Origin of the sequence: Enterobacter quasihormaechei (assembly GCF_004331385.1) — a bacterium.
GTDB lineage: Bacteria > Pseudomonadota > Gammaproteobacteria > Enterobacterales > Enterobacteriaceae > Enterobacter > Enterobacter quasihormaechei.
The window spans coordinates 184,452-207,960 of record NZ_SJON01000006.1 but is presented as its reverse complement, the minus strand read 5'-3'; the positions used below and the strand labels follow the sequence as shown (position 1 = coordinate 207,960).

Below are 23,509 nucleotides of genomic sequence, written 5' to 3'. Positions count from 1 at the left end.
GGTGGGAGTAAGACGACATTGGGTGCCACAGCGATAATCAGCCTTTTCATTCTCGGTTCCATCCTGGTAACCTTCAGCATTTTATTAAGTTCATTTTCATCGCGCCTTGGCATACCTATTCTTGTCATTTTCCTGGCTATCGGCATGCTGGCGGGAGTCGACGGGATCGGCGGTATCCCCTTCGATAATTACCCTTTCGCCTATATGGTGAGTAACCTCGCGCTGGCGGTGATCCTGCTGGACGGCGGCATGCGCACCCAGGCAAGTTCGTTTCGCGTGGCCTTAGGCCCGGCGCTGTCTCTGGCGACCGTCGGGGTGCTGATCACCTCGGGGCTGACCGGCATGATGGCGGCCTGGCTGTTTAACCTCGATATGATGGAAGGCCTGCTGATTGGCGCGATCGTCGGCTCGACCGATGCGGCAGCGGTTTTCTCCCTGCTCGGCGGCAAAGGGCTGAACGAACGCGTTGGCTCAACGCTTGAGATTGAATCCGGCAGTAACGATCCGATGGCGGTGTTCCTGACCATCACCCTGATTGAGATGATCCAGCAGCACGAAACCGGCCTGAGCTGGATGTTTGCCTGGCACATCCTCCAGCAGTTTGGCCTCGGCATTATCATTGGTCTTGGCGGCGGTTATCTCTTACAGCATACGATCAACCGTATTACGCTCCCCTCCGGCCTTTACCCGCTGCTGGCCCTGAGCGGCGGCATTCTGATTTTTGCCGTCACCACCGCGCTGGACGGCAGCGGTATTCTGGCGGTTTACCTCTGCGGGTTCCTGCTGGGCAACCGACCGATTCGTAACCGTTATGCGATTCTGCAAAACTTTGACGGGCTGGCCTGGCTGGCGCAGATCGCGATGTTCCTGGTGCTGGGCCTGCTGGTGACGCCTTCAGACCTGCTGCCCATCGTCGTACCGGCGCTGCTTTTATCGGCCTGGATGATCTTCATCGCCCGTCCGCTGTCGGTGTTTGCCGGCCTGCTGCCGTTCCGCGGGTTTAACCTGCGCGAGCGGGTGTTTATCAGTTGGGTGGGGCTGCGCGGCGCGGTGCCGATTATTCTGGCGGTATTCCCGATGATGGCCGGACTGGACAACGCCCGTCTCTTCTTCAACGTCGCCTTCTTCGTGGTGCTGGTGTCGCTGCTGTTTCAGGGGACGTCCCTGGGCTGGGCGGCGAAAAAGGCCAAAGTGGTGGTGCCGCCCGTCGGCTGGCCGGTCTCCCGCGTGGGGCTGGATCTTCACCCTGAGAATCCGTGGGAACAGTTTGTCTATCAGCTGAGCGCCGATAAGTGGTGCGTGGGCGCTTCCCTGCGCGATCTGCACATGCCGGCTGAAACGCGCATTGCTGCCCTGTTCCGGGATAACGCCCTGCTCCACCCGACCGGCAGCACACGGCTGCGTGAGAACGATATCCTCTGCGTGATTGGCCGCGAGCGCGACCTGCCTGCCCTCGGTAAGCTGTTCAGCCAGTCGCCGCCGGTGGCGCTGGATCAGCGTTTCTTTGGCGATTTTATTCTGGAAGCCAGCGCCCGCTTTGCGGACGTGGCGCTGATTTACGGCCTGGAAGATGGCCTTGAGAATCGCGATAACCAGCAAACGCTGGGCGAGATCATTCAGCGACTATTAGGCGCTGCGCCGGTTGTGGGTGACCAGGTGGAGTTTGCCGGGATGATCTGGACGGTGGCGGAAAAAGAAGATAACGCGGTGCGCAAAGTCGGCGTAAGGCCGATGGAGGAGGATGCGGAGTAGCTGTTTTTTGCCGGGTGGCGGCTTCGCCTTACCCGGCCTACAAAACCCGGCACACGAACACGTTACACCGTCACAACAGGCACTCTTGGCGCCAGCGCGCACATCAGTTCATACCCAACGGTGCCCGCCGCAGCGGCCACGTCGTCGATTTTAACCTCGTTGCCCCACAGCTCAACCGGCGAGCCGATACCCGCCTGTGGACACGGCGTTAAATCAATGGCCAGCATATCCATTGAAACGGTACCTACCGTGCCCGTGCGTACGCCATCGACCCAAACCGGCGTGCCGCTCGGGGCGATGCGCGGATAACCGTCCGCATAGCCACCCGCCACAATACCAATACGCTGTTCGCCCGACGCCCGGAAGCGGCTGCCATAGCCCACCGTATCGCCCGCTTTCAGCGTCTGCACGCCAATGATTTCACTGCGCAGGGTCATCACCGGCTTCAGGCCGCTGTTGGCGATATCCTGCCACTGGCCGGAAGGCGACGCGCCGTACAGCACGATCCCCGGACGCACCCAGCTGTAGTGCGCCTCAGGATGCCAGAGCGTAGCCGCTGAGTTCGACAGCGAACGCGGGCAGTCCAGCCCTTCTGCCGCCTGCTCAATGCGTACCATGGCATCGGCAATGCCGTCCGGCTTTTCCGCATCGGCGAAGTGCGCCATCAGCGTCATCTCACCGACGTTTTTCAGCGCACGCAGCTGCTGCCAGACCGTGTGAACCCGCTCGGGCTGGAAGCCCAGACGGTTCATGCCGCTGTTCACTTTGAGATAGATATCCAGCGGGGCATGCAGCTTCGCGTCCTGAATGGCCTTGATCTGCCAGTTACTGTGCACGCTGGTCGTCAGTCGGTACTTGTCCAGCAGCGGCAGATCTTCCGCATGGAAGAACCCTTCCAGCAGCAGAATCGGCCCTTTCCAGCCGCGCTCGCGCAGCAGGATGGCCTCTTCCAGGTTGAGCAAGGCAAAACCGTCGGTGGCGCCGAGCGCACTCCAGATACGATCGATACCATGACCGTAGGCGTTAGCCTTCACCACCGACCAGACACGAGAACCCGGCGCAGCACGGCGAACAATTTGCAGGTTATCCTTCAGCGCCTGCAAATCCAGCTGGGCCAGAATTGGACGGGACATGACAACTCCTTAATTATGCGCGCCGTGCAGGTGCTGGGGGCGCGAGGGGGTAAACCCTGATTGATAGCGTGCGGCGCTCAAATCGTCAAACGGTATAGCCGGGGTGCGACCGGAGATCAGGTCGCTTAGCAGCTGGCCCGAACCGCAGGCCATGGTCCAGCCAAGCGTGCCGTGACCGGTGTTGGTCCACAGATTTTTGTACGGCGTACGGCCAACAATCGGCGTGCCGTCTGGGGTCATCGGGCGCAGGCCCGTCCAGAACGTCGCCTGCTCAATAAAGCCGCCGCGCGGGAAGAGATCCCCGACGACCATCTCCAGCGTTTCACGACGCGGTTTGAGCAATTCGGTATTGAAGCCCACGATCTCCGCCATGCCGCCCACGCGGATCCGGTTATCGAAGCGGGTGATGGCGATTTTGTAGGTTTCATCAAGAATGGTAGAGACCGGCGCGCCGCTGTCCTCTTTCACCGGGATGGTCAGGGAGTAGCCTTTCAGCGGATAGACCGGGATATCCAGAATGCCTTTCAGCATCGCGGTAGAGTAGGAGCCAAACGCCATCACGTAGGCATCGGCTTTTATCACCTCTTCCCCACACTTCACGCCGTAAATCTTCTCCCCTTCTGACAGCAGCTTGTCGACAGAGGTGTTGAAGCGGAACGTCACTCCCGCCTGCTCGCACATGCGCGCCAGACGTTGAGTGAACAGCTGGCAGTCGCCGGTTTCATCGTTCGGTAAACGCAGGCCGCCCGTGAGCTTGTGCGCCACCTCGGCAAGCGCCGGCTCCACCTGTGCCAGCTGGCTGGCTTCCAGCAGCTGATACGGTACGCCCGCATCTTCCAGCACGGCGATATCGCGGGTAGCGTTTTCGTACTGTTGCTCGGTGCGGAACAACTGAAGCGTACCGCCCTGGCGCCCTTCATATTCAATGCCCGTCGAGGCGCGCAGCGCCTTCAGGCAGTCGCGGCTGTATTCCGCCAGGCGAACCATGCGCCCTTTGTTTTCCATGTAGTGGCGGGTGTCACAGTTGCGCAGCATCTGCCACATCCACTTCAGCTGGAAGGGCGAACCGTCCAGGCTGATCGCCAGCGGCGCGTGTCGCTGGAACATCCATTTAATCGCCTTCAGCGGCACGCCGGGGGCCGCCCACGGGGCAGCATAGCCCGGGGAAATTTGCCCCGCATTCGCCGCACTGGTTTCCAGAGCCGGACCGGATTCGCGATCGATAACGGTAACCTCATGTCCTGCCTGACTTAAATACCAGGCGCTGGTTACGCCAACGACACCACTTCCCAGTATGACAACACGCATAGCCACTCCATTATGAGCAAAAGAACAATCATCTAATTACAGATTGATAACCTAGTTGAAAATATTATTCAACATATGACTTTTTTATGGTGACTTAACTCACATATCCCGCTGTATCAGGGGATAACGCTTATTTGGGATCTCCTGCTGCGCGTTATTTTTAACCAGTATAAAATTCTGCGACCTCCGCTTTTTTTGCCGTATCGAAAACGGGAAATCGCAAAGAAAAAAATTTCTGCGCCCCGCGTATTTGAATGGGGTGATCTATGCTTGAAAGGAGGCTCTCCAGTCAGAGAGAGCGACCGACAACGAGGGCGCGCTAATGGCTACAATAGATTCCATGTCCAGGGACAGCACCCGTCTGAGCGATGGACCCGACTGGACCTTCGAGTTGCTGGATGTCTACCTGGCGGAGATCGACCGGGTTGCCAAACTCTATCGTCTGGATACCTACCCCCATCAGATTGAAGTCATCACCTCTGAACAGATGATGGACGCTTACTCCAGCGTCGGGATGCCGATTAACTATCCCCACTGGTCGTTTGGCAAAAAGTTCATTGAGACAGAGCGGCTATATAAGCACGGGCAGCAGGGGCTGGCGTATGAAATCGTCATTAACTCTAACCCGTGTATCGCCTATCTGATGGAGGAGAACACCATTACCATGCAGGCGCTGGTGATGGCGCACGCCTGCTACGGTCATAACTCGTTCTTCAAAAATAACTATCTGTTCCGCAGCTGGACGGACGCCAGCTCCATCGTTGATTACCTCATCTTCGCCCGTAACTACATTACCGACTGCGAAGAGCGCTATGGCGTGGACGAAGTGGAGAAGCTGCTGGACTCCTGCCACGCGCTGATGAACTACGGCGTTGACCGCTATAAGCGCCCGCAGAAAATCTCCTTGCAGGAAGAGAAAGCCCGGCAGAAGAGCCGCGAGGAGTATCTGCAAAGCCAGGTGAATATGCTGTGGCGTACCCTGCCGAAACGTGAGGAGGAGAAAACCGTCGCCGAAGCGCGTCGCTATCCTTCCGAGCCGCAGGAAAACCTGCTCTACTTTATGGAGAAAAACGCCCCGCTGCTGGAGCCGTGGCAGCGTGAGATCCTGCGCATCGTACGCAAGGTGAGCCAGTATTTCTATCCGCAGAAGCAGACCCAGGTCATGAACGAAGGCTGGGCGACCTTCTGGCATTACACCATTCTGAACCACCTCTATGACGAGGGAAAAGTCTCTGAACGGTTTATGATGGAGTTCCTGCACAGCCACACCAACGTGGTGTTCCAGCCGGCGTACAACAGCCCGTGGTACAGCGGCATTAACCCGTACGCGCTCGGCTTTGCTATGTTCCAGGATATCAAGCGTATCTGCCAGTCGCCCACCGAAGAGGACAAATACTGGTTCCCGGATATTGCGGGCTCCGACTGGCTGGAAACGCTGCACTTTGCGATGCGTGATTTTAAGGATGAGAGCTTTATCAGCCAGTTCATGTCGCCGAAGATCATGCGTGATTTCCGCTTCTTCACGGTACTGGATGATGACCGCAACAACTACCTGGAGATCTCGGCGATCCATAACGAGGAAGGCTATCGGGAGATCCGCTCGCGTCTGTCATCCCAGTACAATCTGAGCAACCTTGAACCGAACATTCAGGTGTGGAACGTGGATCTGCGCGGCGACCGCTCTCTGACGCTGCGCTATATCCCGCATAACCGCGCGCCGCTGGATAAAGGGCGTAAGGAAGTGCTGAAGCACGTGCATCGCCTGTGGGGGTTTGACGTGTTGCTGGAGCAGCAGAATGAAGACGGCAGCGTGGAACTGCTGGATCGGTGTCCGGCGCGGATGAATACGCTGTAGTGGGGTTTTTTGCCCGGTGGCGCTACGCTTACCGGGCCTACGGGACCTGTAGGCCCGGTCAGGCGAAGCCGCGACCCGGCGAAAAAAAACCTCTCAATCGAGAGGTTTTTTCTTTTACCGGCCCTGAATCGCCAGATCGCCCGGCAGCGTTTTCTGCATCCGGTGCCAGATTTCACCGGAGTCGTGACCGTAACGACGCACCGTTTCATAAACCTGGTCGTGCAGCCCCTCGGTGCAGAGTTTGCTCAGCTTATGGTAGAAGCCGAGCGCCAGGCTACGGGCTTCAGGGTTAGCAAAGTAGTGACGACCAATGCGCGTATATAACCCTTTCATCCCATTCAGGATCAGACCGTAAACCGGATTGCCGGAGGCAAACGCCAGACCGCGGAACACGTTGTAGTCCAGGGTTGCAAAGGCATCCGCATGGTCCTCCACCTCATTGGCGGTGGCGAGCACCTTCAGCGCATCTTCAGGGTGCTGACGAAACGCGGTGCGGATGAAAATAGTAGCGATGTTGGTGCGCACCGAAAGCAGATTATCAATCAGCTGCGGTACGCTTTCGTGGTCGAGACGCGCCAGCGTTTCCAGAATATTCAGCCCGGACGTTTCCCAGAAGTTGTTCACTTTAGTGGGTTTTCCATGCTGTATCGTCAACCAGCCATCGCGCGCCAGACGCTGGAGCACTTCTCGCAGCGTGGTACGGGTGACGCCAATCAGTTCAGAGAGTTCGCGTTCAGCAGGTAGAATTGATCCCGCAGGGAAACGATTATTCCAGATGCTTTCAATGATGTACTCTTCCGCGAAACCCGCCGGGCTCTGCGCCTTAATGACCATAGTGAGATTTCCATTACACAGCTTTAGCAAATTGCACTCATCATACCAGAGGCGGACAGAGGCAGATAGCGCAGCCGAGACAGAAAAGAGGGATCGCCGTTTCATTTTTATGAAATTTACAAAATGGCGTTAACGCCCTCACCGACGCCATTTTTGCGTATACTTATGTCTTGTCTTATTTGACGGGGAAAGGACGTCTGTCGTGGAAATTTCGTTTGGGCGCGCGCTGTGGCGCAACTTTTTAGGTCAGTCACCTGACTGGTACAAACTCACTTTACTGGTATTCCTGGTCGTTAATCCCGTTATCTTCTTGCTGAATCCCTTTGTTGCCGGATGGCTGTTGGTCGCCGAGTTTATCTTTACCCTGGCGATGGCGCTGAAGTGCTATCCGCTATTGCCCGGCGGGCTGCTGGCACTGGAGGCCGTGGCCACGGGAATGACCAGCGCGGAGCACGTTAAAAACGAGATTGCGTCGAATCTTGAAGTCCTGCTGCTGCTGATCTTCATGGTGGCCGGGATCTACTTTATGAAGCAGCTCCTGCTGTTTATCTTTACCCGTTTGCTGCTGAGCATTCCGTCGAAAACGCTTCTCTCGCTGGCGTTTTGCATCGCCGCGGCTTTCCTTTCAGCCTTCCTGGACGCGCTGACGGTGGTGGCGGTAGTGATCAGCGTCGCCGTCGGTTTTTACGGAATTTACCACCGGGTGGCCTCGTCTCGTCCCGGCGATAACTTGCAGGACGACAGCCACGTTGAGGCGCACAACCGCGACGTGCTGGAACAGTTCCGCGCGTTTCTGCGCTGCCTGATGATGCACGCGGGCGTGGGTACGGCGCTGGGCGGCGTGATGACCATGGTCGGGGAGCCGCAAAACCTGATTATCGCTAAAGCCGCCGGGTGGCATTTTGGCGAATTTTTCCTGCGCATGGCGCCGGTCAGCGTGCCCGTGCTGGTCTGTGGATTAGCGACTTGCGTGCTGGTCGAGAAATTTAACCTCTTTGGGTATGGCGCGACGTTGCCCGATCAGGTCCGCCATGAGCTGCAAAAGTTTGACGAGCAGAGCCGCAAACAACGTACGCGTCAGGAGACGCTGCGCCTGATTGCACAGGGTCTTATTGGCGTGTGGCTTATCGCTGCGCTGGCCTTGCACCTTGCCGAAGTGGGGCTCATTGGCCTGTCGGTGATTATTCTGGCAACCAGCCTGAGCGGCGTAACGGACGAACATGCTATCGGTAAAGCCTTTACCGAAGCGCTGCCGTTTACCGCCCTGCTGGCGGTGTTTTTTGCCGTCGTGGCGGTGATTATTGACCAACATCTGTTCGCGCCCATTATCGCTTTTGTGCTTCAGGCTACGCCAGATTCTCAGCTTACGCTGTTCTATTTGTTTAATGGCCTGTTGTCTTCCATCTCCGATAACGTCTTCGTCGGGACGGTATACATTAATGAGGCCAAAGCCGCGATGGAGCAAGGGATCGTCAGCAGTGAACAGTTTGAGCTGCTGGCGGTGGCGATCAACACCGGAACCAACCTGCCCTCGGTGGCAACCCCGAACGGTCAGGCGGCATTCCTCTTCCTGCTGACCTCGGCGCTGGCGCCGCTCATACGGCTTTCTTATGGAAGAATGGTCTGGATGGCGCTGCCGTATACGCTGGTGCTTACCCTGGTTGGTTTGCTGTGCATCAAAATTACTCTCGTTCCCTGTACGCAATGGTTGTTACAAGCAGGTATACTTGCGGCGCATTAAAATTCGTTTACACTGCGCTGTCTAAGCATGTTCCAGGGAAATGATTATGTTGCGATTTTTGAACCAGTGCTCACGCGGTCGCGGAGCGTGGTTGTTGATGGCCCTGACCGCCTTTGCGCTGGAAATGGTCGCGCTGTGGTTTCAGCATGTGATGGGGCTGAAACCTTGCGTACTGTGTATTTATGAGCGTTGTGCGCTGTTCGGCATTATGGGCGCGGGTCTGGTCGGTGCAATTGCACCCAAAACACCGTTACGCTATGCGGCGATTGCCATCTGGCTGTACAGCGCCTGGAAAGGGATTGCGCTTTCCTGGGAGCACACCCAGATGCAGCTTCATCCGTCACCGTTTATGACCTGCGATTTTGCGGCCCGCTTCCCGGGCTGGCTGCCGCTGGATAAGTGGCTGCCGCAGGTGTTCGTTGCCTCCGGTGACTGCTCCGTACGCCAGTGGGAGTTTCTGACGCTGGAGATGCCGCAATGGCTGGTGGGCATTTTCGTCGCCTACTTCGTGGTGGCGCTGCTGGTGCTGATTGCCCAGCCGTTCAGACCGAAAAAACGCGATCTTTTTGGGCGTTAATGTGCCCGGTGGCGCAGCGCCACCCGCCACAACAGCGCACAATAAAAAACCCGCCTCGGCGGGTTTTTTATTATCAGCGGTTGGGATGATTCATGATGTGGTCTTCCCAGTCCCGCACCTCTGACTCTTTCACCGCAATATGACGCACAGAAATACGTTCGCCGTGCATCGCCGCTTTCGACCCCGTCAGCAGGGGATGCCACGCAGGCAAATCCTTTCCTTCCGCCAGCAGGCGATACGCGCAGGTATGCGGCAGCCACTCAAAGGTCGGCAGGTTTTCACGGGTTAACTTGATGCAGTCCGGCTCATATTCGAAACGGCGCTCGTAGTTGCGGCACTGGCAGGTTTTGATGTTTAACTGCTTGCACGCTACGTTGGTGAAATAGATTTCGTCCGAATCTTCATCCATCAGCTTATGCAGGCAGCACTGCCCACAGCCGTCACACAACGATTCCCACTCCGCGTCGGTCATGTCGTCGAGCGTTTTGCTTTGCCAGAAAGGAATATCGTTCATCGGGATGTCCACACGTCAAAATAGAGCGCACCTTATAACGAGTCTGGCACGTTGATGCAAGTTTTGCCGCCCTTTTCAGGCGGCAAGGTGCTTTTACAGCACGCGGGTTTTTAGCGACAGGCCGTTAAAACTGACGTCCAGCTCGTCGCCAGCGTGCAGCGGGCCCACGCCTTCCGGGGTGCCGGTCAGGATCACATCGCCGGGTTTCAGGGTGAAGAAGCGGCTCATGTAGGCAATCAGCGGAACGATCTTATGGATCATATCAGCGGTCGAGCCCTGCTGGCGGATCTCGCCGTTGACCTTCAGGCTGAGCGGCGTATTCTGCGGATCGTCGGTAAATTCACTCACCGGAACGAAACCGGAAATCGGGCATGAATTATCAAAACCCTTGGCTTTTTCCCACGGCTGCCCCGCTTTCTTCATTTTGCCCTGAACGTCGCGTAGCGTCAGGTCAAGCGCAACACCGTAACCCGCAATCGCTTTCTCTACGTGCTCTTCGGTGGCCTGACGCAGCGTGGCGCCGATCAGCACCGCCAGCTCCACTTCATGATGCACCGAGCCCAGTCCCTGCGGCAGAGCCAGCGGCTGACGAATATCACACAGTGCAGTTTCTGGCTTAATAAACAGAACCGGCTCTTCCGGCACGGCGCTCCCCATCTCCTGAATGTGTTTTGCATAGTTGCTGCCTACGCAGACCACTTTGCTGACGGGATAATCCAGTAATGCACCTTGCCAGTTATGATGTTGATACATGCTCGACCCCTAATCGGTTGATGGGTTGTTCCCGGGGTGACCCGGGCTTATTTCTTTCCGCTCATCTCAAGATGCTGTTTTAATAAATTCTCCGGCGGTGGCGGAAGCTGTAAATAATAGCCTTGTTCGGTCAACGCCTTTTTGACTTTTTCCAGATCGGCGTTCACCAGCTTCTTGCGGCCGTCCAGCGGCAGCAGCATCGCCAGCTGCGGTCGGCCAAAACTTTTCATTAATTCCTCAGGCACGCGGGAAAAATCGTCTTTCTTTTCGACATAAAGGTAGGTCTGGTCGCGGCTCGTACTTCTGTAGATCACACAAAACATGTTTTTACTCTGAATTAACGGGTGGTTGCTTGCCTCAATATACTCCTGACTATAACATGCCTGATACTCTTCGGAATATCGCGGCGATGTGTTGCGGTTAATAGCAAATTGAGTAAGGCCAGGATGTCAAATACGCCCATCGAGCTTAAAGGCAGTAGCTTCACCTTATCAGTGGTTCATTTGCATGATGCAAAACCCGAGGTTATTCGTCAGGCGTTAGAAGACAAAATCGCGCAGGCTCCCGCTTTTCTTAAGCATGCTCCTGTCGTCGTCAACGTAAGCGACCTTGAGGGTCCGGTTAACTGGAAGCGACTCCAGCAGGCCGTCACCTCTACGGGCTTACGCATCGTGGGCATTAGCGGCTGCAAAGACGCTGAACTGAAAGCCGAAATTGACCGCGCAGGTTTGCCTTTGCTGAACGAAGGCAAAGAAAAGGCCCCACGTGCAGCGCCTGCACCCGTTCCCGCTCCCCCGCCTCCGGCGCAAAATGTAACCCCAGTCACAAAAACGCGATTGATTGATCTGCCGGTTCGTTCCGGTCAGCGCATTTATGCGCCAAACTGTGATCTGATTGTTACAAGCCACGTCAGCGCGGGCGCGGAACTGATTGCGGATGGCAATATTCACGTTTACGGTATGATGCGAGGGCGTGCGCTTGCAGGCGCCAGCGGCGATCGAGAAGCACAAATTTTTTGTACTCACCTGACGGCAGAACTGGTGTCTATCGCAGGTGAATATTGGCTGAGCGACAAAATCCCAGCCGAATTTTATGGCAAAGCGGCCCGTCTGCAACTGGCAGACAACGCTTTGACCGTTCAACCGTTAAATTGATCCCTTTTAACAAGGAATTTCTATGGCACGCATTATTGTTGTGACTTCGGGTAAAGGAGGCGTTGGCAAGACCACCTCCAGCGCGGCCATCGCTACTGGTTTGGCCCAGAAGGGAAAGAAAACCGTCGTAATCGACTTTGATATCGGTCTGCGTAACCTGGACCTGATCATGGGCTGCGAGCGTCGCGTGGTGTATGACTTCGTCAACGTCATTCAGGGCGATGCCACGCTTAACCAGGCGCTGATTAAAGACAAGCGCACCGAGAACCTCTACATCCTCCCGGCGTCCCAGACCCGTGACAAAGACGCGCTGACCCGTGAAGGCGTGGAAAAGGTGCTCGACGAACTGAAAAAGATGGAGTTCGACTTCGTGGTCTGCGACTCCCCTGCCGGTATCGAAACCGGCGCGCTGATGGCGCTCTACTTCGCAGATGAAGCCATCATCACCACCAACCCGGAAGTCTCGTCAGTACGCGACTCCGACCGTATTCTCGGCATTCTGGCGTCGAAATCTCGTCGTGCGGAAAATGGCCAGGAGCCGATCAAAGAGCACCTTCTGCTGACCCGCTACAACCCGGGCCGCGTAAATAAAGGTGACATGCTGAGCATGGAAGACGTGCTGGAAATCCTGCGCATCAAACTGGTTGGCGTGATCCCGGAAGATCAGTCCGTACTGCGCGCCTCTAACCAGGGCGAGCCGGTGATTCTGGATACACAGGCAGACGCGGGTAAAGCGTATGCGGATACCGTTGACCGTCTGCTGGGAGAAGAACGTCCTTTCCGCTTCATTGAAGAAGAGAAGAAAGGTTTCCTCAAACGCCTGTTCGGAGGATAAGTTATGGCATTACTGGACTTTTTTCTCTCGCGGAAAAAAAGCACCGCCAACATCGCAAAAGAACGTCTGCAAATTATCGTTGCGGAGCGTCGTCGTAGCGACGCCGAACCGCACTACCTGCCGCAGCTGCGCAAAGACATTCTGGAAGTGATCTGCAAGTACGTGCAGATTGACCCGGAAATGGTCACCGTTCAGCTGGAGCAAAAAGACGGGGATATTTCGATTCTGGAGCTGAACGTGACGCTTCCGGAAGCAGAAGAGTCGCGTTAAACCGTTTGCGGTTCGTCGTATTGTAGGCCGGGCAAGCATCGCGCCGCCCGGCAATTTCCCCGGTGGCGCTGCGCTTACCGGGGTTACACTGCTTTAGCGCGGATACCCTTCCAGCAAGGTGTTCAGGCGTTCTGCCATCAGTTCCCCCCGCCATCCGGCGACCAGTTCCGGTAAACCATTTTGCGGTTTCAACTTCCAGTGCCAGTTCAGCAGCTGGTTAATCTGACGACGTGAAGCCAGCAGCTCCGCGCTCAGCTTGCTTTCGCTCGCCACCGTCTGCACCAGCGCTTTGATATCCTTGAACGCCTTGCGGTAGCCCGGCATATCCATCAGGTTAAGCAGCGGCTCTGGCAGCGCGTCGTCCGGCACCTGCTGGGCTTTTTCCACCAACGCCAGCAGCGTTTTACCGTGGAAGCGGATCTCGCTCCCGGAAAGGCCAATGCTGTCCAGCTCGCCAAGACTGCCCGGCATATAGCGCGCTACCGCCCACAGGTGCTCTTCGCGCACCACAAAGTTAACCGCCAGGTCGCGCTCGCGCGCTTTACGCAGGCGCCAGTCCGCCAGCAGTTGCAGGCAGGCCAGCTGACGCGTGCGCAGCTGCCAGGCGTTGGTGATATCACGCCAGGCGTCTTTCGGGTCAACCACTTCCTGGCGACGCTGCTGCGTCATGCGACACTCGTCCAGCGCGGCAGACAGCCAGCCGGACGCCTCCGCCTCTTTCATCAGCTGGCCGGCAATCGGCAGCAGATAGAATACGTCCGCCGCGGCATATTCAAGCTGACGCGCGGTCAGCGGACGCGCGAGCCAGTCCGTGCGCGATTCGCTCTTATCCAGCGTCAGGCCGGTGTACTCTTCCACCATCGCGGCGAAGCCCCAGGAGAGCGGGCGACCGCTGAACGCCGCGAGGATCTGGGTATCAATCAGCGGTTCCGGCATGATGCCAAAGGTATTGAGGAACACTTCCAGATCTTCACTGCCGGCGTGCAGATATTTGGTCACGGCGGTATCGAGCAACAGCGCGCGCATCGGCGCCCAGTCGGTGACGCCAAGGGGGTCAATCAACGACACGTGCTTGCCGTCATACATCTGGATCAGGCCCAGCTGCGGGTAGTACGTGCGGGTGCGGACAAATTCCGTATCCAGGGCGATAGCGGGAAAATCACGCGTCACCTCGCACAGCGAAGCCAGCTCGTCGTTGGTAGTGATCATCTGGTAATTCAAATCGGACTCTCTTTTGTTTGCGCCCATAAAAAACGCCGGCTTAACCGGCGTCTGGGCGATTAACGTGAAGCTCAGGCCTTATTGTCCACTTTGGCACGGGCTTCGTCACGTAATTCTCGTCGTAATATCTTCCCGACGTTGGATTTCGGCAGCTCATCGCGGAATTCCACCAGCTTCGGCACTTTATAGCCCGTCAGCTGCCGGCGACAAAACGTTATCAGCGCTTCCTCGGTAAGAGAAGGATCTTTCCTGACCACAAATATCTTCACCGCTTCCCCGCTGCTGCCGGAGGGAACGCCCACCGCTGCCACTTCCAGCACGCCGCTGTGCTGCATGACCACATCTTCGATTTCGTTCGGATAGACGTTGAAACCGGAAACGAGGATCATGTCTTTCTTGCGATCGACGATGCGCAGGAAGCCTTCGTCGTCCATCACCGCGATGTCGCCGGTGTACAGCCAGCCGTCTTTGATGATCTCGTCCGTGGCATCCGGGCGCTGCCAGTAGCCCAGCATCACCTGCGGCCCTCTTACGCACAGCTCGCCCGGCTCGCCGTGAGGCACTTCGTTACCCTCATCGTCTACCAGTTTAGCTTCCGTTGACGGCACCGGCAGGCCGATACTGCCGCTGTGGTAGTCGATGTCATGCGGGTTAACGCTGACCAGCGGAGCGCACTCCGTCAGGCCATAGCCTTCCAGCAGATACTGCCCGGTGAGTTTGACCCAACGCTCGGCAACCGCCTGCTGAACCGGCATCCCGCCGCCCGCAGAGAGGTGCAGCGTGGAGAAATCCAGCTGCTGAAACTCTTTATTGTTGAGCAGAGCGTTAAACAGCGTGTTCACGCCGGTCATGGCGGTGAACGGGTATTTCGCCAGCTCTTTGACCAGCCCCGGAATGTCGCGCGGGTTGGTGATCAGAACGTTCTGGCCGCCCAGCTCGATGAACAGCAGGCAGTTCATGGTCAGCGCAAAAATGTGATACAGCGGAAGCGCGGTGATCACCAGTTCTTTGCCCGGATGCAGCAGCGGCCCGTAAGTGGCGTTAACCTGTTCCAGGTTCGCCAGCATGTTGCGGTGGGTCAGCATCGCCCCTTTCGCCACGCCGGTGGTGCCGCCCGTGTATTGCAGGAAGGCCAGGTCCTCTGAGACCACTTCAGGCTTGACGTACTGCATGCGATAGCCCGCATGCAGCGCGCGGCGGAAGGAGATGGCATCCGGCAAATGGTATTTCGGCACCAGTCGCTTAACGTATTTAACGACAAAGTTGACCAGCGTACCTTTCGCGGTAGAGAGCTGGTCGCCCATGCGCGTCAGAATGACGTGCTTAACCTGGGTTCTTTCAACGACTTTTTCCAGCGTGTGGGCAAAGTTGGAGACAATCACAATCGCCGCCGCACCGCTGTCATTCAGCTGATGCTCCAGCTCGCGCGGGGTATAAAGCGGGTTGACGTTAACAACGATCATCCCTGCCCTGAGGATCCCGAACAGCGCCACCGGATATTGCAGCAGGTTTGGCATCATCAGCGCGACGCGATCCCCTTTCTGCAACCCCAGCCCCTCCTGTAAATAGGCCGCAAACGCCCGGCTGCGCTCCTCCAGCTTACGGAAGGTCATCACTTCGCCCATATTCACAAATGCGGGCTGGTCGGCGTAGCGCCGTACCGAGTGTTCAAATAATTCAATCAGGGATTGATAACGGTCAGGATTGATCTCCGCAGGAACATCCGCGGGATAACGGTTAAGCCAAACCTTTTTCAATGCATCACCTCTGAAATGAGTATTCGTCGTCATCACAGCCCCGATAATAAACAGTTTGTTAACATTATATTAACTCAGCGTACCAGTTTATTAATTGTTCAGATTACAGGTTGCGAAGCGCGTCACTCTTTTTTTTCGTTTTAAGCGTAAAAAAACAGAGACAGCGGCTGAGCCGCTGTCTCTTTACTATAAATAACAGGAAGTTACTCAGTTACGATGGTTTGTACCTGTGCAGGACCGGGGTTATACCAGCCCCAGCCACCGTAGCCGTAACGGTACGGATGAGGGCCCCACATCCACGGATCGATAGGCTGTGGCGGCATCACCACCTGCTGGGCGATACGCCAGCGCTTGTAGCCGTTGACCTGCATGGTCATGAATTTGTACGGCGTATTGCCGATTTTACCTGCTACCGAACCGGTAATCGGCCCGACGACGGTCACCAGTTGTCCGCGGAAATCAACCGGATCGAGGAAGCCGCTGACGTCAGCGTAGATCCGCCCGCGCGAGGCTTCACCCAGAATCGGCCGCGCGCCGTCGTCCAGCGGAACGGTGGCGATTTCCAGACGGGTTTTACCCTGCTGGTTAACGACCTCAACCACCTTGCCGCCAAACCGCGCTTCCTGCCCGACATAGAGCTCCGGGGCGTTCATCACGCGTACCAGATCCTGCTGTGGCGTCGGGCTGGTGCCCTTGATCGCATCAGGAACGGTGACGCAACCGCTCAGTGCTATGGCAACAACGCCTGCCATAAGAAGGCGTACAACTTTAGTCTGAACCGCCATGATGCGACTCCTTTTTCTCAGTTCCTGTTACTGAGATTCATTCGCGGCCTGGAAGTTTCTTCCACGCGACGGTGTTTCGTAAATAAACGGGTTCAGCGTGCTCAACCGCCACGCTTTTACCTGCGTCAAGCAGCTGACGGGCAATCGGCAGCATATCTTCTGCGGCGGGCAGGAGCATGTTGCCGTCCACCAGCGTAATACCGGTTTCCTTCGCCATCTCAGGCCATGCCGGCCAGCCGGTTCCCACCGTCGCCCACTCGCCGGAGAGCTGCTTCAGGCGCTCAGTCACGGCTTCGGGCTTGAGCACCGCCTCGGTCTCTTCGCCGTGCCAGACGCCGTTTTCATCACGGGTATATTCCGCCCAGTACACTTCTCCCATACGGGCGTCGATGGCAGCCAGCACGCGGGTAGCGCCAGTCATACGCCAGGCGCCCTGCGCCATCGTGGCAAGCGTTGAGACGCCGATCATCGGCAGGTCAGCGCCCAGCGCCAGCCCCTGCGCAATGCCAATCCCGATACGCACGCCCGTAAAGCTGCCCGGGCCACGGCCATAGGCCAGCGCGTCGAGGTCGGTCAGGGCGGCGTTGCCCTCGGTCAAAATGGTTTTTACCAGGGGAAGAATACGCTGGGTATGCTCCCGGGGGCACTCTTCGAAATGGGCAAAGGTCTTACCGTCGTTCCACAGGGCAACGGAACACGCCTCTGTTGCGGTATCAATAGCCAGAATTCGCATTGGTCGTCGCGCTCTCGCAAGGGTCAGTCACAAAATGGCGCGCATCTTAACACACTCCGGCGAGAATTACTCCGCCGTTGGGTTCGCCAGGAAGCGGACCGCGCGTTTAATATCCCGCGTGCGCGGCGCGGGCGGCAGGCTGGCGAGGAAGGTCGCGCCGTAGGGGCGCATCACCAGGCGGTTATCGCAGATCACCAGCACGCCGCGGTCGGTGACGTCGCGGATCAGTCGCCCTACTCCCTGCTTAAGCGTAATGACCGCATCCGGCAGCTGGACGTCGTCGAACGGATCGCCCCCGCGCAGACGGCAATCCTCCATGCGCGCTTTCAGGAGCGGATCGTCCGGGGATGTGAACGGCAGCTTATCGATAATCACCAGTGAGAGCGTATCGCCGCGCACGTCCACCCCTTCCCAGAAGCTGCTGGTCGCCACCAGCAGGGCATTACCGGCGCTGACAAACTGCTGGAGCAGCTGGCCTTTACTGGTTTCTCCCTGTAACAGCACCGGCAGCGTCATGGTGGCGCGGAACTGCTCGGCTAAATCGCGCATCATGGCGTGGGATGTACACAGCATGAAACAACGCCCGTTGTTGGCCTCAATCATCGGCTTCAGCATGGCCGCCAGATGGCGCGCGGCCCCCGGCTGGTTAGGCAGCGGCAGATTGCGCGGCACGCACAGCAGCGCCTGTTTTTCGTAGTCGAACGGGCTCGGCAGAAGCAGAGATTCAGCCTGCTCAATGCCGAGGCGCTCGGTAAAGTGATGCAGATCGTCATTCACCGACAGCGTGGCCGAGGTAAAGACCCAGGTGCCGGGCTTTTGCGCCATCACCTCTTTGAATTTATCGGCAACGGTCAGCGGCGTCAGCGCCACGGTGAAGTGGCGGGAAGTGCATTCGTACCAGTAGCTGTACCCCGGCTGGTTGATCTCTTTTAGCCGTTTAAGCCGCCCGCGATAGAGCGTGGCGCGTTCAAAGGCAGCGTCTAACAGGGCGGAACGGCCCAGTGACAGCTTCGCCACGTCGTAGCAGAGCTCAAGGGCATCATCGAGCAGCAGCAGCGCGCGCTGGATATTTTTGTCTGCCAGCAGTTCACGCAGGTTGCCGCGATAACCCGGCTCGCCAAGCTGTAAGCGGAAATCCTGCGCGCATTGTGCCAGGCGGTCCGCGCACTTCTGCAACTGCTGGGTATCTTTGAGTTCGGTGCGATAGGCAATGGTGATATCTTTCGCCAGATCCTGAAGCTGACGGCTGGAGAGCGACTGGCCAAAATACTGGCTGGCGATGTCCGGAAGCTGGTGGGCTTCATCGAAGATCATCACCTCTGCCTCCGGGATCAGCTCGCCAAATCCACTGTCCTTGACCACCATATCCGCAAGAAACAGGTGATGGTTCACCACCACCACGTCGGCATCCATCGCCGTTTTACGCGCTTTCACCACAAAACAGTCTTTGTACAGCGGGCAGTCGCTGCCGAGGCAGTTGTCGTTGGTGCTGGTCACCAGCGGCCAGGCCGGGGAGTCTTCCGGCACGCTCGCGCAGGTGCTGATGTCCCCCTCCTCCGTCTGGTTGGCCCAGGCGCGCAGGACGATCACATCACTCAGGGTTTGTACCGGCAGATCTCCGCCGGCCAGCGCCTGCTGTTCAAGACGCTCCAGGCACAGGTAGTTTGAGCGCCCTTTCAGCAGGGCCAGACGCCCTTTGTATTTCAGCGCTTTCGCCACCGTGGGCAAGTCGCGGCTATAAAGCTGGTCCTGAAGCGCTTTCGACCCCGTAGAGATGATCACCTTCTTTTTCGCCCGCAGCGCAGGGGCGAGGTAAGCGTAGGTTTTCCCCGTACCGGTTCCGGCCTCCACGACCAGCGGCTGCGCGTTGTCGATAGCGTGCGCGACGGCATGCGCCATCTGACGCTGGGGTTCACGCGGTTTAAAACCGGGAATAGCCTGTGCTAACTGACCTTCTGGGGAAAAATCGTCTGCCACGGTGTTCTCTCACTGTATTTTTGCACAGGGATTATGTCAGCCCCTTCTCTCCGGTGCCACCCCAAATAGTGACGGCGGCGGAACATTATGGCAGTCTTGCCGCCTGACGACGAAAGATAACGAGGATACGTTTATGACAATTACGCGCATTGATGCCGAAGCCCGCTGGTCTGATGTGGTGATCCATAACCAGACGCTGTACTACACCGGTGTCCCTGCCAATCTGGACGCGGACGCCTTCGAGCAGACGGCGAACACCCTGGCGCAAATTGATGCTGTGCTGGAAAAACAGGGCAGCGATAAATCCCGCATTCTGGATGCGACGATTTTTCTGGCGAATAAAGACGATTTCGCGGCGATGAACAAAGCCTGGGATGCGTGGGTCGTGGCGGGTCACGCGCCTGTACGCTGCACCGTACAGGCCACGCTGATGAAACCGGAATACAAAGTTGAGATCAAGATTATCGCGGCAGTGTAAGCCGGTTATTCTTCATCTTCATCCTCAAAACGCGCCACGATACGCTCACCGGTATGGGTGGCGCGAAGTTCTTCCGCGACCTGGGAAATCGCCTGTCCGCTGCTCATCCCCTGGGACATCAGCTCCTGAATACGTTCAACGGCTTTCTGCTGTTGGTCATGGCTGAGAGAAGGTAAACCTGCAAACATCGTTAACTCCTGCTAAATTATTCGCGCTAATTATTTCACGCTGCCCGGTAGTATGCCATACATGAACATGCGCTTCCCCACTGTTATTACCTTGTCCTGGCGTACGGACGCCGCCGAGTTCTGGTTTGCCCGTCTGAGCCATCTTCCTTTTGCCATGCTGCTGCACTCAGGCCATGCGGATCACCCTTACAGCCGCTTTGATATTCTGGTGGCCGATCCGGTGAAAACGCTGACGACCGATGAGCTCTCGCCAACGGACGATCCGCTACTGCGGCTTCAGCAGGAGATTAACGCGCTGGGCTTATCCGCCACGCCGAACCCGGACCTTCCTTTCCAGGGAGGCGCGCTGGGCGTGTTTGGTTACGATCTGGGTCGTCGATTCGAAAAGCTGCCCGAGTTAGCGCAGGCGGATATTGCCCTGCCGGATATGGCGGTGGGGCTGTATGACTGGGCGCTGATCGTGGATCACCGTAAACAGACGGTCTCCCTGCTGAGCCACCGTGACGTGCAGGCGCGTCTGGCCTGGCTTGAGGCGCAACGGCCCGCCGTAACGGATCAGTTTATGCTGACCTCCGGCTGGCGCTCAAACATGAGCGCGATGGAATACGCGGAAAAATTCTCCCGCGTGCAGGCGTATCTGCAAAGCGGCGACTGCTATCAGGTGAACCTGGCCCAGCGCTTCCAGGCAGCATACCGGGGGGATGAATGGCAGGCGTTTATCCGCCTCAATGCCAGCAACAAGGCCCCGTTCAGCGCGTTTATACGCCTGGAGCGCGGCGCGATCCTCAGCCTTTCGCCCGAGCGTTTTATCCATCTGGCGGAAGGGACGATTCAGACCCGGCCGATCAAGGGCACCCTGCCGCGCCTTGCCGATACGGATGCAGACCGTCAGCAGGCGCAGAAGCTGGCTGCCTCGCCCAAAGATCGTGCCGAAAACCTGATGATTGTCGATCTGATGCGCAATGACATTGGCCGCGTCGCCGAGCCGGGCAGCGTGCGCGTACCGGAGCTGTTTATCGTGGAGCCTTTCCCGGCGGTGCATCATCTGGTCAGCACCATTACCGCCCGTCTGCCGTCCTCGCGCACCGCCTGCGATCTGCTCCGCGCCGCGTTTCCGGGAGGCTCCATCACCGGCGCGCCAAAGGTGCGCGCGATGGAGATTATCGACGAACTGGAACCCCATCGACGCAACGCCTGGTGCGGCAGCATCGGCTATGTGAGCCTGTGCGGAACCATGGACACCAGCATCACCATTCGCACGCTCACCGCCTGCGACGGGAATCTGTACTGCTCCGCAGGCGGTGGCATTGTGGCCGACAGTCAGGCCGGGGCGGAATATCAGGAAACGTTTGATAAAGTGAATCGTATCCTGAAACAACTGGAGAACTCACGGTGAAGAAAGAAAACCTGACGCTGGATGATTTTTTGTCGCGCTTTCAGCTTCTGCGGCCCCAGGTTAACCGCGCCACGTTGAATCAACGTCAGGCGGCGGTGCTGATCCCGGTTGTGCGTCGTGAACAGCCGGGTCTGTTGCTTACCCAGCGCGCACCGCATATGCGAAAACACGCCGGTCAGGTTGCGTTTCCCGGCGGCGCGGTGGACAGCACCGATGCTTCCCTGATTGCCGCCGCGCTGCGCGAGGCGCACGAGGAAGTGGCGATCCCCCCGGAAGCGGTGGAGGTGATCGGCGTGCTGCCGCCGGTCGACAGCGTCACCGGTTTTCAGGTCACGCCGGTGGTCGGCATTATTCCGCCCGATCTTCAATATCACGCCAGCGTCGATGAAGTTTCAGCCGTGTTCGAAATGCCGCTTGAAGAGGCCCTTCGTCTGGGTCGCTATCACCCGCTGGATATTCACCGACGCGGGCACGATCATCGGGTCTGGCTGTCGTGGTATCAGCATTATTTTGTCTGGGGCATGACGGCAGGCATTATTCGTGAACTGGCGCTGCAAATCGGCCTGAAGCCTTGACTATACTTTACATTCCACCCTTTTCTGGCAGGTTTGCGATCGGCGTCGCGCTATTAGCAAAACCATCGTTAACCATTAGTTTAATTCATGTGAATAGTTAAGCCGAGGTTGGTGTTCCCTCTTACACTATGCGCAGTTATAACATCGTTACTGGAACCCCAGTAACCCTGTCAGGAGTGTGAAAGTGATTAGTATATTCGACATGTTCAAAGTGGGGATTGGCCCGTCCTCTTCCCACACTGTAGGGCCGATGAAGGCCGGTAAACAGTTCGTCGATGATCTGGTCGAAAAAGGATTACTGGAAAGCGTTACCCGTGTCGCCGTAGACGTTTACGGTTCACTTTCATTAACGGGTAAAGGCCACCACACCGATATCGCCATTATTATGGGTCTGGCGGGCAACATGCCGGACACTGTTGATATTGATGCCATTCCGGCATTTATCCGCGACGTGGAAACGCGCGGACGCCTGCTGCTGGCTAACGGTCAGCATGAAGTGGACTTCCCGCAGGATGACGGGATGCGTTTTCGCAGCGACAACCTGCCGCTGCACGAAAACGGCATGACCATCCACGCCTGGAGCGGCGAAAAAGAGATCTACAGCAAAACCTACTACTCCATCGGCGGTGGCTTCATCGTTGACGAAGAACACTTTGGTAAAGAGAGCGCGGGCGACGTCAATGTGCCCTATCCGTTCAAATCCGCCACCGAAATGCTGGGCTACTGCAAAGAGACCGGTCTGTCCCTCTCCGGCATGGTGATGAAGAACGAGCTGGCGCTGCACAGCAAGAAAGAGATCGAAGACTATTTTGCTAACGTATGGCAAACCATGCGCGCCTGTATCGATCGCGGTATGAACACCGAAGGCGTTCTGCCGGGCCCGTTGCGCGTGCCGCGTCGTGCATCCGCGCTGCGCCGTATGCTGGTCACCACCGACAAATTCTCCAACGACCCGATGAACGTGGTTGACTGGGTGAACATGTTTGCTCTGGCGGTGAACGAAGAGAACGCCGCAGGGGGCCGCGTGGTAACCGCGCCGACCAACGGCGCGTGCGGTATCGTTCCGGCGGTGCTGGCCTACTACGATCACTTTATCGAGCCCGTCACGCCGGACATTTACATCCGTTATTTCCTCGCGGCAGGTGCCATCGGCGCGCTGTACAAAATGAACGCCTCTATTTCCGGTGCGGAAGTGGGCTGTCAGGGTGAAGTGGGCGTTGCCTGCTCCATGGCAGCTGCGGGACTGGCGGAGCTGCTGGGCGCAAGCCCTGAGCAGGTTTGCGTGGCGGCGGAAATCGGCATGGAGCATAACCTCGGTCTGACCTGTGACCCGGTTGCTGGCCAGGTGCAGGTGCCGTGCATTGAGCGTAACGCCATCGCCTCCGTTAAGGCCATCAACGCCTCGCGCATGGCGATGCGCCGCACCAGCGAGCCACGCGTGTCGCTGGATAAGGTTATCGAAACCATGTACGAAACCGGCAAGGACATGAACGCGAAGTACCGCGAGACCTCCCGCGGTGGTCTGGCCATTAAGGTGCAGTGCGACTAAGCCTTCCTTTCGCCCATCCACAACGGATGGGCGAATTTTCTCCTCTCGTCTCGTCGCTTCACGTAATCCCCACTACACTGTCACTGTTGCGTCTGGCTCTTCCGGCCGGTGCTTAACAGGCGAC

General features: G+C 57.4%; 23 protein-coding genes and 1 pseudogene. 11 read left to right on the top strand and 13 right to left on the bottom strand.

What is annotated here, in order from left to right:
- The first annotated feature begins 18 nt into the window (after positions 1-18).
- Complete coding sequence (locus tag E0L16_RS10995; RefSeq protein WP_131636912.1) at positions 19-1,752, top strand: potassium/proton antiporter; 1,734 nt, start codon at positions 19-21, stop codon at positions 1,750-1,752.
- Here E0L16_RS10995 and E0L16_RS22350 read toward each other — a convergent pair.
- The 3 genes and pseudogenes from E0L16_RS22350 to E0L16_RS10985 all read right to left on the bottom strand — a co-directional run.
- Positions 1,690-1,854 (bottom strand): annotated as a pseudogene (locus E0L16_RS22350) (hypothetical protein); the annotation flags it as partial. The gene E0L16_RS10995 and the pseudogene E0L16_RS22350 overlap by 63 nt on opposite strands.
- Positions 1,815-2,885, bottom strand: coding sequence for a catabolic alanine racemase DadX (gene dadX, locus E0L16_RS10990; RefSeq protein WP_063449599.1), 1,071 nt, complete (start codon positions 2,883-2,885; stop codon positions 1,815-1,817). The gene dadX and the pseudogene E0L16_RS22350, both read right to left, overlap by 40 nt.
- Before the next feature lie 9 nt (positions 2,886-2,894).
- Entirely contained in the window at positions 2,895-4,193 is a 1,299-nt protein-coding gene (locus tag E0L16_RS10985) for a D-amino acid dehydrogenase (RefSeq protein ID WP_131636911.1), read from the bottom strand.
- Positions 4,194-4,515: 322 nt separating this feature from the next.
- On the opposite strand from E0L16_RS10985, the gene E0L16_RS10980 reads away from it, so the two are divergent.
- On the top strand, positions 4,516-6,048 hold the full coding sequence (locus E0L16_RS10980; protein ID WP_063449601.1) for a SpoVR family protein: 1,533 nt from the start codon (positions 4,516-4,518) through the stop codon (positions 6,046-6,048).
- A 114-nt stretch (positions 6,049-6,162) separates the two neighbouring features.
- Here the strand turns inward: E0L16_RS10980 and fadR are convergent, their stop codons facing one another.
- A complete protein-coding gene (gene fadR / locus E0L16_RS10970; protein ID WP_003859951.1) occupies positions 6,163-6,882 on the bottom strand; it encodes a fatty acid metabolism transcriptional regulator FadR in 720 nt (239 codons plus the stop codon).
- 202 nt (positions 6,883-7,084) lie between these two features.
- Here fadR and nhaB point away from each other — a divergent pair, with 202 nt between their 5' ends.
- Both nhaB and dsbB read left to right on the top strand, forming a co-directional pair.
- The gene (nhaB, locus tag E0L16_RS10965; RefSeq protein ID WP_131636910.1) at positions 7,085-8,623 is read left to right on the top strand and encodes a Na(+)/H(+) antiporter NhaB; all 1,539 of its coding nucleotides are present in this window, start codon (positions 7,085-7,087) and stop codon (positions 8,621-8,623) included.
- 46 nt (positions 8,624-8,669) lie between these two features.
- The gene (dsbB, locus tag E0L16_RS10960; protein ID WP_063868496.1) at positions 8,670-9,200 is read left to right on the top strand and encodes a disulfide bond formation protein DsbB; all 531 of its coding nucleotides are present in this window, start codon (positions 8,670-8,672) and stop codon (positions 9,198-9,200) included.
- Between the two features lie 73 nt (positions 9,201-9,273).
- Here dsbB and E0L16_RS10955 read toward each other — a convergent pair whose 3' ends face one another.
- From E0L16_RS10955 to E0L16_RS10945, 3 genes are all read right to left on the bottom strand, one after another.
- The gene (locus E0L16_RS10955) at positions 9,274-9,714 is read right to left on the bottom strand and encodes a YcgN family cysteine cluster protein (RefSeq protein WP_063449604.1); all 441 of its coding nucleotides are present in this window, start codon (positions 9,712-9,714) and stop codon (positions 9,274-9,276) included.
- Positions 9,715-9,807: 93 nt separating this feature from the next.
- On the bottom strand, positions 9,808-10,467 hold the full coding sequence (locus E0L16_RS10950) for a fumarylacetoacetate hydrolase family protein (RefSeq protein ID WP_063449605.1): 660 nt from the start codon (positions 10,465-10,467) through the stop codon (positions 9,808-9,810).
- 47 nt (positions 10,468-10,514) lie between these two features.
- A complete protein-coding gene (locus tag E0L16_RS10945; protein WP_063449606.1) occupies positions 10,515-10,790 on the bottom strand; it encodes a YcgL domain-containing protein in 276 nt (91 codons plus the stop codon).
- Positions 10,791-10,913: 123 nt separating this feature from the next.
- Here E0L16_RS10945 and minC point away from each other — a divergent pair, with 123 nt between their 5' ends.
- Genes minC through minE form a run of 3 tightly spaced genes read left to right on the top strand, consistent with a single transcriptional unit; the run spans position 10,914 to position 12,726 of the window.
- Entirely contained in the window at positions 10,914-11,621 is a 708-nt protein-coding gene (minC, locus tag E0L16_RS10940) for a septum site-determining protein MinC (protein WP_063868495.1), read from the top strand.
- A gap of 22 nt (positions 11,622-11,643) precedes the next feature.
- Positions 11,644-12,456, top strand: coding sequence for a septum site-determining protein MinD (gene minD, locus E0L16_RS10935; RefSeq protein ID WP_063449608.1), 813 nt, complete (start codon positions 11,644-11,646; stop codon positions 12,454-12,456).
- Positions 12,457-12,459: 3 nt separating this feature from the next.
- Positions 12,460-12,726 carry a cell division topological specificity factor MinE gene (minE, locus tag E0L16_RS10930; RefSeq protein ID WP_003859937.1) on the top strand — a complete coding sequence of 89 codons (267 nt, stop codon included), beginning with the start codon at positions 12,460-12,462 and terminating at the stop codon, positions 12,724-12,726.
- Positions 12,727-12,819: 93 nt separating this feature from the next.
- Here the strand turns inward: minE and rnd are convergent, their stop codons facing one another.
- The 5 genes from rnd to yoaA form a co-directional block, all read right to left on the bottom strand.
- On the bottom strand, positions 12,820-13,935 hold the full coding sequence (gene rnd, locus E0L16_RS10925) for a ribonuclease D (protein ID WP_131636918.1): 1,116 nt from the start codon (positions 13,933-13,935) through the stop codon (positions 12,820-12,822).
- Between the two features lie 83 nt (positions 13,936-14,018).
- Positions 14,019-15,704: a long-chain-fatty-acid--CoA ligase FadD gene (gene fadD / locus E0L16_RS10920; RefSeq protein WP_129741659.1), complete on the bottom strand. Its 1,686-nt coding sequence runs from the start codon at positions 15,702-15,704 to the stop codon at positions 14,019-14,021.
- Between the two features lie 203 nt (positions 15,705-15,907).
- Entirely contained in the window at positions 15,908-16,489 is a 582-nt protein-coding gene (locus E0L16_RS10915) for a Slp family lipoprotein (protein ID WP_063449611.1), read from the bottom strand.
- Between the two features lie 37 nt (positions 16,490-16,526).
- Positions 16,527-17,222 (bottom strand): tRNA (adenosine(37)-N6)-threonylcarbamoyltransferase complex dimerization subunit type 1 TsaB, encoded by a 696-nt coding sequence (gene tsaB / locus E0L16_RS10910; protein ID WP_131636909.1) that lies wholly within the window; start codon positions 17,220-17,222, stop codon positions 16,527-16,529.
- Positions 17,223-17,288: 66 nt separating this feature from the next.
- Positions 17,289-19,199 (bottom strand): DNA repair helicase YoaA, encoded by a 1,911-nt coding sequence (gene yoaA, locus E0L16_RS10905; protein ID WP_131636908.1) that lies wholly within the window; start codon positions 19,197-19,199, stop codon positions 17,289-17,291.
- A 133-nt stretch (positions 19,200-19,332) separates the two neighbouring features.
- Here yoaA and E0L16_RS10900 point away from each other — a divergent pair, with 133 nt between their 5' ends.
- Positions 19,333-19,677, top strand: coding sequence for a RidA family protein (locus E0L16_RS10900; protein ID WP_003859927.1), 345 nt, complete (start codon positions 19,333-19,335; stop codon positions 19,675-19,677).
- Positions 19,678-19,682: 5 nt separating this feature from the next.
- Here E0L16_RS10900 and E0L16_RS10895 read toward each other — a convergent pair whose 3' ends face one another.
- Positions 19,683-19,865: a YoaH family protein gene (locus E0L16_RS10895; RefSeq protein ID WP_003859925.1), complete on the bottom strand. Its 183-nt coding sequence runs from the start codon at positions 19,863-19,865 to the stop codon at positions 19,683-19,685.
- Positions 19,866-19,926: 61 nt separating this feature from the next.
- Here E0L16_RS10895 and pabB point away from each other — a divergent pair, with 61 nt between their 5' ends.
- The 3 genes from pabB (at position 19,927) to sdaA (ending at position 23,385) form a co-directional block, all read left to right on the top strand.
- Complete coding sequence (gene pabB / locus E0L16_RS10890) at positions 19,927-21,261, top strand: aminodeoxychorismate synthase component 1 (RefSeq protein WP_131636907.1); 1,335 nt, start codon at positions 19,927-19,929, stop codon at positions 21,259-21,261.
- Positions 21,258-21,836 (top strand): CoA pyrophosphatase, encoded by a 579-nt coding sequence (locus E0L16_RS10885; RefSeq protein WP_063868489.1) that lies wholly within the window; start codon positions 21,258-21,260, stop codon positions 21,834-21,836. Before pabB ends, E0L16_RS10885 begins: the two co-directional genes overlap by 4 nt.
- A 184-nt stretch (positions 21,837-22,020) precedes the next feature.
- Positions 22,021-23,385, top strand: a complete 1,365-nt coding sequence (gene sdaA / locus E0L16_RS10880) for an L-serine ammonia-lyase (protein WP_047354210.1) — start codon at positions 22,021-22,023, stop codon at positions 23,383-23,385.
- Positions 23,386-23,509 lie beyond the last annotated feature (124 nt).

What these genes read in the sequence shown, in the direction of transcription:
- dadX (WP_063449599.1), bottom strand. Translation starts at nt 2,885, where the DNA reads ATGTCCCGTCCAATTCTGGCCCAGCTGGATTTGCAGGCGCTGAAGGAT.
- E0L16_RS10985 (WP_131636911.1), bottom strand. Translation starts at nt 4,193, where the DNA reads ATGCGTGTTGTCATACTGGGAAGTGGTGTCGTTGGCGTAACCAGCGCC.
- E0L16_RS10980 (WP_063449601.1), top strand. Translation starts at nt 4,516, where the DNA reads ATGGCTACAATAGATTCCATGTCCAGGGACAGCACCCGTCTGAGCGAT.
- fadR (WP_003859951.1), bottom strand. Translation starts at nt 6,882, where the DNA reads ATGGTCATTAAGGCGCAGAGCCCGGCGGGTTTCGCGGAAGAGTACATC.
- dsbB (WP_063868496.1), top strand. Translation starts at nt 8,670, where the DNA reads ATGTTGCGATTTTTGAACCAGTGCTCACGCGGTCGCGGAGCGTGGTTG.
- E0L16_RS10955 (WP_063449604.1), bottom strand. Translation starts at nt 9,714, where the DNA reads ATGAACGATATTCCTTTCTGGCAAAGCAAAACGCTCGACGACATGACC.
- E0L16_RS10950 (WP_063449605.1), bottom strand. Translation starts at nt 10,467, where the DNA reads ATGTATCAACATCATAACTGGCAAGGTGCATTACTGGATTATCCCGTC.
- E0L16_RS10945 (WP_063449606.1), bottom strand. Translation starts at nt 10,790, where the DNA reads ATGTTTTGTGTGATCTACAGAAGTACGAGCCGCGACCAGACCTACCTT.
- minC (WP_063868495.1), top strand. Translation starts at nt 10,914, where the DNA reads ATGTCAAATACGCCCATCGAGCTTAAAGGCAGTAGCTTCACCTTATCA.
- minD (WP_063449608.1), top strand. Translation starts at nt 11,644, where the DNA reads ATGGCACGCATTATTGTTGTGACTTCGGGTAAAGGAGGCGTTGGCAAG.
- minE (WP_003859937.1), top strand. Translation starts at nt 12,460, where the DNA reads ATGGCATTACTGGACTTTTTTCTCTCGCGGAAAAAAAGCACCGCCAAC.
- rnd (WP_131636918.1), bottom strand. Translation starts at nt 13,935, where the DNA reads ATGATCACTACCAACGACGAGCTGGCTTCGCTGTGCGAGGTGACGCGT.
- E0L16_RS10915 (WP_063449611.1), bottom strand. Translation starts at nt 16,489, where the DNA reads ATGGCGGTTCAGACTAAAGTTGTACGCCTTCTTATGGCAGGCGTTGTT.
- tsaB (WP_131636909.1), bottom strand. Translation starts at nt 17,222, where the DNA reads ATGCGAATTCTGGCTATTGATACCGCAACAGAGGCGTGTTCCGTTGCC.
- E0L16_RS10900 (WP_003859927.1), top strand. Translation starts at nt 19,333, where the DNA reads ATGACAATTACGCGCATTGATGCCGAAGCCCGCTGGTCTGATGTGGTG.
- E0L16_RS10895 (WP_003859925.1), bottom strand. Translation starts at nt 19,865, where the DNA reads ATGTTTGCAGGTTTACCTTCTCTCAGCCATGACCAACAGCAGAAAGCC.
- pabB (WP_131636907.1), top strand. Translation starts at nt 19,927, where the DNA reads ATGAACATGCGCTTCCCCACTGTTATTACCTTGTCCTGGCGTACGGAC.